The organism is Shewanella sp. 8A (assembly GCF_023475945.1).
Classification (GTDB): domain Bacteria; phylum Pseudomonadota; class Gammaproteobacteria; order Enterobacterales; family Shewanellaceae; genus Shewanella; species Shewanella xiamenensis.
Window position 1 is genome coordinate 91,864 of sequence record NZ_JAMDJP010000017.1, and the last position, 8,980, is coordinate 100,843.

Consider the following 8,980-nt stretch of genomic DNA (forward strand, 5'->3'; position numbering starts at 1 on the left):
ACATCTTTGCCCATAAAAAAGCAGCCTAGGCTGTTTTTTATGGGCAAAAATCAGGGTTTGGGTCAATCTATTAAGCATTTACGCACTTTTCGCGCGGTTCTTGCTGCTGTAATAATGCCGGTAGTGTTTGGCTTAGCAGCGGCGTAATGGCTGCAAATGGCAGGGGCTTAGAGATCAAATAGCCTTGGGCGTAGTGGCAACCTAAATCGCGCAGTAGATTCCATTGGGCTTCGGTTTCAATCCCTTCGGCCACGAGTTCCATTTCAAGGCTTTGCCCCATCATCACGATGGCTTTCACTAAATTAGTATTTGAGCTATTGCTCAGGGCATTTTCCACAAAGCTACGATCGATTTTTATCACAGAGATAGGGAATTTCTTCAAATAACTCAAGGATGAATAGCCAGTACCAAAATCGTCGATATAAATCTGCGAGCCTAAATGACGGATGGATTCTAGGGTGGTTAAGCAATGGCTAGCATCGCCCATCAGCATGCTTTCAGTGATCTCAATATGCACGTTTCTTGGGTTGATATGGTGGCGGTTAAAGCATTCTTGCAGCACTTGATCAAATCCTAAACCTCGAGCATTTACACATTGGCGGCTTGAAACATTGATAGCCACGTTAAGGTGTAAGCCAAGTTGTTGCCATTGTCTGAGGTCGTGCATCGCTTGGTTGAGCACCCATTCCCCCATAGGTTCGATAAGTCCTGTTTCTTCAGCGATGCCAATAAACTGGTCAGGAGGGATTAAGCCTAAATCAGGGTCTTGCCAGCGGATCAGCGCTTCAACACTGCAGACTTTACCCGTTTTCATCTCCACAATCGGTTGATAGTGCAGCGTAAACTCATTCTGTGCCACGGCACGGCGTAGCCGCTGTTCAAGCTCCATACGGGCAAACATGGCTTGGTTCATTCCTGAGGTGAAGTATTTGAAGTTATTGCGGCCGGCGTCTTTTGCCTGATACATGGCCATTTCGGTGTTGCGGGTCAGCGAGCTGACATCTAGCCCATCTTCTGGGTAAACTCCAATCCCAAAGCTGGCAGAAATTTGAATTTCCCGTTCATTCAAGCTAAAAGGCGTCGACAGGGTTTCGATGATATGGCTTGCCATATGCTCGATCGCAAATTCATTGGTGACACGGGGAAGGATAAGCACAAATTCGTCCCCGCCGATGCGGGCGACAAAGTCGGTTTTACCAGCAATATTTTCCAGTCGCTTGGCCACATCTTGTAATAATAAGTCGCCTGTGGCGTGGCCTTGTACGTCATTAATATATTTAAATTGGTCTAAATCAATCAGCAGAATCGCCAGTTTACGGGAGTCATGTTGGGCGAGCTGGATTTCATGCTGCAGCCGCTCATTAAAGAGTTTGCGATTCGGTAATCCGGTGAGCGTATCGAAATGTGCCTGGTACCACAGATCCTGTTCATATTGCTTACGTTTACTGATATCCATAAACAAACCAATATGTTGGATTATTTCACCCCGTTCATTACGCACCACTGTAATCGCAAGATACTCGGGATACACTTGGCCATCTTTGCGCTTATTCCAGATTTCGCCTTCCCATTTGCCGTTTTTTTCTAATGCTTCCCACATCGCGGTATAGAAATGGCTTGGATGGCGTTTCGAGCTTAAAAGTGAAGGGCTTCGGCCTTTCACCTCTTCTAAGCTATAGCCTGTGATCTGGCTAAAGGCGGGGTTAACTAATTCGATATGGTTATCGGCATCCGTCACCATAATGCCTTCGGCCGAATAGTTAAAGACCGCCGCGGCCCGATTAAGCGCTTGATTAGCTTTCTGGCGCTCGCTCAGCATACGGTTCATCGCCCGAGACATCCGCGCAAGTTCATCTGAGCCTGACACATCAATATGAATATTCAACTCAGGGTCGGTGGCCATTCGCTGCATATCATTAGCAATTTGGGTGATTTTATCCATAAAGCTACGAATGATTTTCCGCCCTAGCCACAGGGTGATGGTGGCGGTAAATAAGGCGGAGAGCAGATAAATACCTAATAGGGTTAGCGCATGCTGTTGTTGTTCATTACTCTGGCGAGCCATGGTACGCGTGATTTCATTACTGAGCGCGTTCAGCTTATTGATTCTATCTGTGGTTAATGTCCACCAGTGTTTGCTGCTCACTGGGTGGGGAGGCATTAATAATTTATCAATGGCGCTAGTGAGATCGGTATTGTTGATGTGGGCAAGGGCGGTGATTTCAGCGAGCGATAGTTTTTGATCTTTTAATTGTAAGATCTTGGACATGCAGAATTGATACTGGTTGATACTCTCTTCGATAATCTGTACTGCAGGCGCAAGTGAAGGCAGGTTGATTGTTTCGCGGTTAAGTTCTGCGAGTTTTTGCTGAATCGTGGCTAAGGATTGATTGAACTTCTCAAGCGATATCAGGCTACCCGTTAATAAGTAATCTTGAAAACTATCGATTAACCCATCGTAACCCAGATTGGCGTTGATGCTTTGTACTAACGTGCTGATATGGATCTGTTGCTCTATTTGTTGACTGATTTTAAGTATTCGCAAGCTTTCCGGTGAGGCTTGTATCTGGCGGATGAGGGAATGTCTGTCTGATATTGAGGCATTGCTGGCATGGGAGATGGCTTGGCCATATTCATACATAATGGTATTGATGGCTTTGTAGTCATTAATGCTGAGGCTTTCTGACAACAACATACGATTGATGGCGCTGCGTTCTTTCACTGCCAACTCTTGCACCATCAGTAGATTCAGTAAATCTGCGTAGGCTCTTGATTGATTAATATCATTGGTGAGTAATTGCAGTTGTTGGATTAACTGCATTAATTCAGAATTAAATTGTTGATATAAATCGATAAATGCGGATGGGTGTTGATCGAGAGCTTCTTGGCGGCTCGATGCCAATTTATGACTTAGCAGCGTTAAACTCGTCAGTTTTTCCTGTAATTGGGTCGATGCCAGTTGGCCACTTAACGCAGTATTCAACGCAAGCAAAGCCGGACTTTTAAGCAGTGCTTCTAGTGCATCAGAGGTCAGTTGTTGCTGTTGCAATAGACGAGTTTCATCTTGAGGCGTAGTGGCTGGGAGTAATTGGGTACTTAATCCATATTCGTTATGAAGTTGATAGAGTAATTCATTAATTTTTGAGGTGGTTTGTATTGCCAAATGGTTTTGAGTGGCAAAGCGATACTCCTTCACAAGTACATACATTCGCGACAGCACAAAAATACTCATCATCAGCAAAGGTAGCAGCGAAAACAGAATCAGTTTCTGTTTCAAGCTGAGATGCTGTAGCGTGGATGGCATACAAACTTACTCCTCAATTGGCCTGATTTGAGACATAAAAAATCAAGGAATTTCCTTGATGGGGTGAAAGCGGAAGGTCAGGCACTGGGTGCGAATATTTAACATACAAGTCTGTCGCTCGCGACCCTTGGTTTATGGATATCTAATCTAGCTCACGAAATTCAGCTATTTATTATATACACCTAAGATTATATTTTTATTGATGAAATTTTCTCCTAGCAGATAAATTGTTTTGCTGTCTGTGATATCTAGCGTGATTTGATGCTTAACCAAAGTGTTTTATCGAAGTTAAATAAAAAAGGACGCGGGCCTTCGCACGCGTCCTTTAAATTGCATCCTGTTTATGGGGCCAAATTTAGCCTACATTGGCTAATAACGACTTACGGTAAACCACGATATCTTCAATCGTCAGTACAGGCATTTTATGCGCTGCACCAAAGGCGATAATCTCAGGCAGACGCGCCATAGTACCGTCGGGGTTAGTGACTTCACATAACACGCCTGCGGGCTTGAGTCCGGCCAGTTGCATTAAATCAATAGTGCCTTCGGTGTGGCCACGACGAGTTAACACGCCGCCCGGTTGAGCGCGCAGCGGATACACATGGCCTGGGCGAGCCAAATCGCTTGGCTTAGCATTGTCGGCGATGGCGGTTTTAATGGTGGTGACACGGTCAGCGGCCGAAACCCCAGTAGTGACGCCCACTTTGGCCTCGATACTCACGGTAAACGCGGTGCCATATTGGCTCGAGTTGTTTTCGACCATAGGTGGTAGCTCAAGGGCTTTGACCTTTTCGTCCGGTAAACACAAACACACGATACCGCTGCATTCGCGAATGAGCATGGCCATTTGCGCATTGGTTAGTGACTCGGCGGCAAAAATTAAGTCGCCTTCGTTTTCCCGATCTTCGTCATCGACCACCAACACACCTTGGCCTTGGCGCAGGGCAGCAAGACCCGCTTCAACGCGTTCGATAGCAGTACCAAAAGGAGCAAGTAAAGACTGATTCATGGTTAATATCCTTCAAAAATACGACATGGGAATATCCAGAATCAGGGCGTGCAGAAATACAGCCATTACCCTAAAGGGGATTGTGCTGTAGCAATCGACCCGCTTTAAGCGCAGGCTTAAAAACGTGATTGCAAAATATGAGGCTAACAGCAGGGATACTTAGCTCAAGTAAATGCCAATTATCCAAGTGTTGTCTTACATTCTCTTCCATCCGGACTCAGTACTGTTGCTTGCGGCAAACAGTCCATTACCGTCGGCTCTGGAATAGTAGTGCTCGATAGGCATTAACCATGGCGAGACAAGCTAGGGCACCAGATCTGCTGACCCCAAATTGCGTTCGGGCGCTCGCGGGCTTTAGTGTGGGGAATTTTATTCACCTCACTATTTACCGCCGGTGGGGAGTTTCACCCCGCCCTGAGAATTGTTGTTAGGCCTTGGCCTAAAAACGCGGTTATGTTGCGCCTATTTAGTTGGAATGGCAATAAAATCGCGCCATAAATTGGGCAATGTTTGCGCAAGCGCACAACTGGCCGCCAAGCTTAAACCAGCATCATCTTTAGGAAACTCGCAACAAGCGCTAGCTTGGGTATATCATATCCGGCACATCAACTTATTGGCATGCCGTCGTGCCCCACGATGGTGTATGAACGTCACAAGGACGTATAAATGCGCACTCTGCTGCTTACTTTAGGTCTCGCTATGCTATTACCCGGTTGCTCCACTCCAAAAGGGCAAGTCTCTGCGCCCGTTGCGGAAAAAATTCCCCATGTGATGACCTTGCACGGGGTCACGCGCACCGACGATTACTACTGGATGCGCGACGATAAACGCCAAGATCCTAAGGTGTTGGCACATCTGAACGCCGAAAACCGTTACACCCAAGCCTACTTTAAGCCGCTTAAGTCATTGCAGGATGGGCTGTTTAACGAACTGACTGGGCGCTTAGTGGCCGACGAGTCGAGCGTGCCTTACCAATGGCACCAGCACAGCTATTACCGCCGCTACCAAGAGGGCGGCGAATATCCGCTGATCGCCCGCAAAGGCAGTGACGGGGTTGAGCAAATGATGCTGGACGTGAATGAGCGCGCCAAGGGCCATGAGTTTTATGGTTTAGGTGGCGTCAGCGTCAGCCCGGATGAAACCATGTTGGCCTTCGGTGAAGATGTGTTAAGCCGCCGGGTGTATAACATCTACTTTAAAGATATTGAATCCGGCGCCATGATCACCGATGTGCTTGAAAACACAGAGGGACGCATCGTTTGGGGCAATGATAATCGCCATGTGTTTTATATCGCCAAAGATCTGCAAACCCTGCTGGGTTACCGCGTATATCGCCATGAACTCGGCACGCCACAATCGAGCGATGTGTTGGTGTATGAGGAGCAAGATGATGCTTACTACATCTCCCTCGGCAAGAGTTTAGATGAGTCGCAAATTGTGCTGTTCCAAGAGAGCACCACAACCAGCGAAGTGTCGGTGCTGGATGCTAACGATCCCCTAAGCCTGTTCAAACCTGTGCTGGCGCGGGAAGAAGGCCATGAATACAGCGTCTCTAAGCTGGGCGACAGCTACTACATCCTGACCAACTGGCAGGCAACCAACTTCCGTTTGATGAAAGTGGCGATTAAGGATGCCGCCGATAAGTCCAAATGGCAGGAAGTGGTTGCCCATAATCCTAATGCGCGCATCGAAGACGAGCTGGTGCTGAAGGATTATTTGGTGATTCAAACCCGTGAAAATGGCCTAACGCGCATTAAAGTGATGCCATTCAATGGTCAAAAGCCCTTTGAGCTGAGTTTTGACGAGCCCGCCTATGTGCTCGGTTTAGATGTTAACGCTCAGCAAGATAGCGATAAGTTACGGATTTTCTACTCGAGCCTGACTACACCCGAGGCGATTTATGAGTACCACTTAAGCAATCCCGATAGACGCGATCTGCTTAAGCAGGAGCAAGTGCTCGGCGGCTTCGATGCCAGCCAATACCGCGCCGAACGTTTATTTGTCACCGCCCGCGATGGCGCTAAGGTGCCAGTGTCTTTGGTGTATCGTAAGGATAAGTTCAACAAAGACGGCACCAATCCTCTGTACCAATATGGTTATGGTTCATATGGTTACACAGTAGAGCCTGACTTTTCGTCGTCGGTTATCAGTCTGCTCGACCGCGGCTTTGTATATGCCATTGCCCATGTGCGCGGCAGCGAAATGTTAGGTCGCCCTTGGTACGATGCGGGCAAGTTACTGAATAAAAAGAATACCTTTAATGACTTTATCGATGTCACCACCGCCTTAACCGAACAAGGTTATGGCGATAAAAATAAAGTGGTGGCCTCGGGCGGCAGTGCTGGTGGGCTGTTAATGGGCGCGATTGCCAATATGGCGCCTGAAAAGTACTTTGCCATTGCGGCGCACGTGCCCTTTGTGGATGTGGTGACGACTATGCTCGATGAGTCGATTCCGCTCACTACCAACGAGTACGATGAATGGGGTAATCCAAACGACAAGACCTATTTCGACTATATGCTCAGCTACTCGCCCTATGACAATGTTGCCGACCATGAGTATCCCCACCTATTGGTGACCACAGGTTTGCATGATTCACAGGTGCAGTATTTCGAGCCTGCTAAATGGGTAGCAAAACTGCGCGAAGTGCAAAATAAATGGTACAAACTCGACGATAAGGTATTGTTATTCCACGTCGATATGGATGCAGGACACGGTGGTAAGAGTGGTCGTTACCGCCAGTACCAAGACACAGCGCAGGAATATGCCTTCTTCTTAAGCCTGCTCGGCATGACTAAGTAGGCGCCAACGGGTGACCGATTTAGTGATTGAAGCCGCTAATTCAACTCCTTCGGCTAGCCCCCAAAAAGGGGCTAGCCAAGCGCAAGCTGTTAACCAAGCTCCGCTTTCTAGCAAGCCAGAAGCGCTAGGTGCTGAGCAAGCTGTGACTTCGGAGCAAGGCGCAACATCAGAGATTGAACAAGCATCAACGTGGTATCTGTATCTTATCCGCTGCGCCAATGGCCACTTATACACTGGCATCACCACAGATGTCGCACGCCGATTTAACGAACATCAATCAAGCAGCCCCAAAGCAGCAAAGTACCTGCGCGGCAAAGGGCCATTAACCCTGATGTACCAAGAAACGGTCGGGAGTCGTGGTGATGCATTGCGCCGTGAGATAGCAGTTAAAAAGCTGAGCCGCAGTCAAAAGCTCGCTTTGATAGCGTTAGGTATGATGGCGGGGAACGATTAAGCTCTGCCATTTCAGTGACACGCCGCCCTTTCATTTAACAAGAAGTATCCCTATAGGCTCGACCGTGACATCTGCTGCATAAGGAAGTGCGAATGCCGCGATCACATGGATGTGAAAGAGCGGCCATGTCACGGACGGTCACTTCCATGTCAGTGCTTAATCCCGTTAACCACGGAGTATCTTGTGAGCCTGTTCATATCCAGATTTAACAGTGGGTGTCTTGATAAATATTTCTGAGGTTAAAAATTTAACTAGAGAGTGATAGTTCTGGACCTCATTAACTTAAAAAGTTATAATTGCGTAATTGGTTATTCTTGGGTAATAAAAATGTTACAACGCACACAAAAAAAATTGAACATAAATGCATCAACTCTGTTCAATGCAGATTGTTTATCTGTTCTTAAGTTAATAGATGATGATTCAATAGATCTGATAGTTACCTCACCTCCTTATGCTGACCAGCGTAAAAGTACTTATGGGGGGATAAGACCTGATAAATATGTTGACTGGTTTTTACCTATTGCTCATGAACTATTGAGGATATTAAAACCTACCGGATCTTTTGTACTCAATATCAAGGAAAAAGTTGTCAATGGCGAAAGACATACTTATGTGATTGATTTAATTGTAAAAATGAGGGAAATAGGCTGGCTCTGGACAGAGGAGTACATGTGGCATAAAAAGAATAGTTTCCCAGGTAAATGGCCTAACCGATTTAGAGATTCTTGGGAACGTTGTTTGCACTTCACAAAAAACAAAAAATTCAATATGTATCAAGATGCTGTAAAAGTACCGATGGGAAATTGGGCTAACTCTCGTTTGAAGAATTTAAGTGATACTGATAAAAAAAGGGATGAATCAAGAGTTGGTAGCGGCTTCGGTAAAAAAATTGAGAATTGGGTCGAAAGAGACATGGCATTTCCATCTAACGTGCTTCATCTAGCGACTGAATGTTCAAACAAAAACCATAGTGCAGCTTTTCCTGAAAGCCTTCCTGCTTGGTTTATCAAGCTTTTTACCCAAAGTGGTGATGTGGTATTAGATCCATTTTCAGGGTCTGGCACAACAATGAAGGTAGCCAAAGATCTAGGAAGGATTGGTATAGGAATTGAGATACTTAGTGAACATTGTATAGCTAGTGCAGAGAGAATTAATCTGTCAAAAAAAGAAAAAAATGGCTTAGTTGTATTTGAGGAGGATTAATGATTGATTCAACAACGGTATCAGATTTTATAGTTTCAAATGTAGATAATGACTTTCATAAAAAGAAAGAGCTTAAAATATTTGGATTAAAACTTTTTGATCCGATCCGGTACTTTTGGACATCTCGCTAAGTGAGTAAACTCGCTTATTGAGGTGAAGTATGTCAACAAAGAAACCCCGCAAGATCCATACGCAAGAATTTAAAGCC

The 8,980-nt window shown here is 46.1% G+C and carries 6 protein-coding genes and 1 riboswitch; of the genes, 4 read left to right on the forward strand and 2 right to left on the reverse strand.

From position 1 onward, the window contains the following. Positions 1 to 70 precede the first annotated feature (70 nt). On the reverse strand, positions 71 to 3,304 hold the full coding sequence (locus M0413_RS14435; protein ID WP_249554702.1) for an EAL domain-containing protein: 3,234 nt from the start codon (positions 3,302 to 3,304) through the stop codon (positions 71 to 73). A 355-nt stretch (positions 3,305 to 3,659) separates the two neighbouring features. Beyond that, entirely contained in the window at positions 3,660 to 4,313 is a 654-nt protein-coding gene (gene ribB / locus M0413_RS14440; RefSeq protein ID WP_037416362.1) for a 3,4-dihydroxy-2-butanone-4-phosphate synthase, read from the reverse strand. A 195-nt stretch (positions 4,314 to 4,508) separates the two neighbouring features. Beyond that, positions 4,509 to 4,739: riboswitch (FMN riboswitch) on the reverse strand. A 240-nt stretch (positions 4,740 to 4,979) separates the two neighbouring features. Between ribB and M0413_RS14445 the strand changes: the two genes are divergently transcribed. The 4 genes from M0413_RS14445 (at position 4,980) to M0413_RS22955 (ending at position 8,903) form a co-directional block, all read left to right on the forward strand. Beyond that, positions 4,980 to 7,115 (forward strand): S9 family peptidase, encoded by a 2,136-nt coding sequence (locus tag M0413_RS14445; protein ID WP_249554704.1) that lies wholly within the window; start codon positions 4,980 to 4,982, stop codon positions 7,113 to 7,115. Positions 7,116 to 7,125: 10 nt separating this feature from the next. Beyond that, on the forward strand, positions 7,126 to 7,569 hold the full coding sequence (locus M0413_RS14450; protein WP_249554706.1) for a GIY-YIG nuclease family protein: 444 nt from the start codon (positions 7,126 to 7,128) through the stop codon (positions 7,567 to 7,569). Positions 7,570 to 7,896: 327 nt separating this feature from the next. Continuing rightward, complete coding sequence (locus tag M0413_RS14455) at positions 7,897 to 8,772, forward strand: DNA-methyltransferase (protein ID WP_249554708.1); 876 nt, start codon at positions 7,897 to 7,899, stop codon at positions 8,770 to 8,772. Continuing rightward, positions 8,772 to 8,903, forward strand: a complete 132-nt coding sequence (locus M0413_RS22955; protein WP_283771962.1) for a hypothetical protein — start codon at positions 8,772 to 8,774, stop codon at positions 8,901 to 8,903. Before M0413_RS14455 ends, M0413_RS22955 begins: the two co-directional genes overlap by 1 nt. Positions 8,904 to 8,980: the final 77 nt, after the last annotated feature.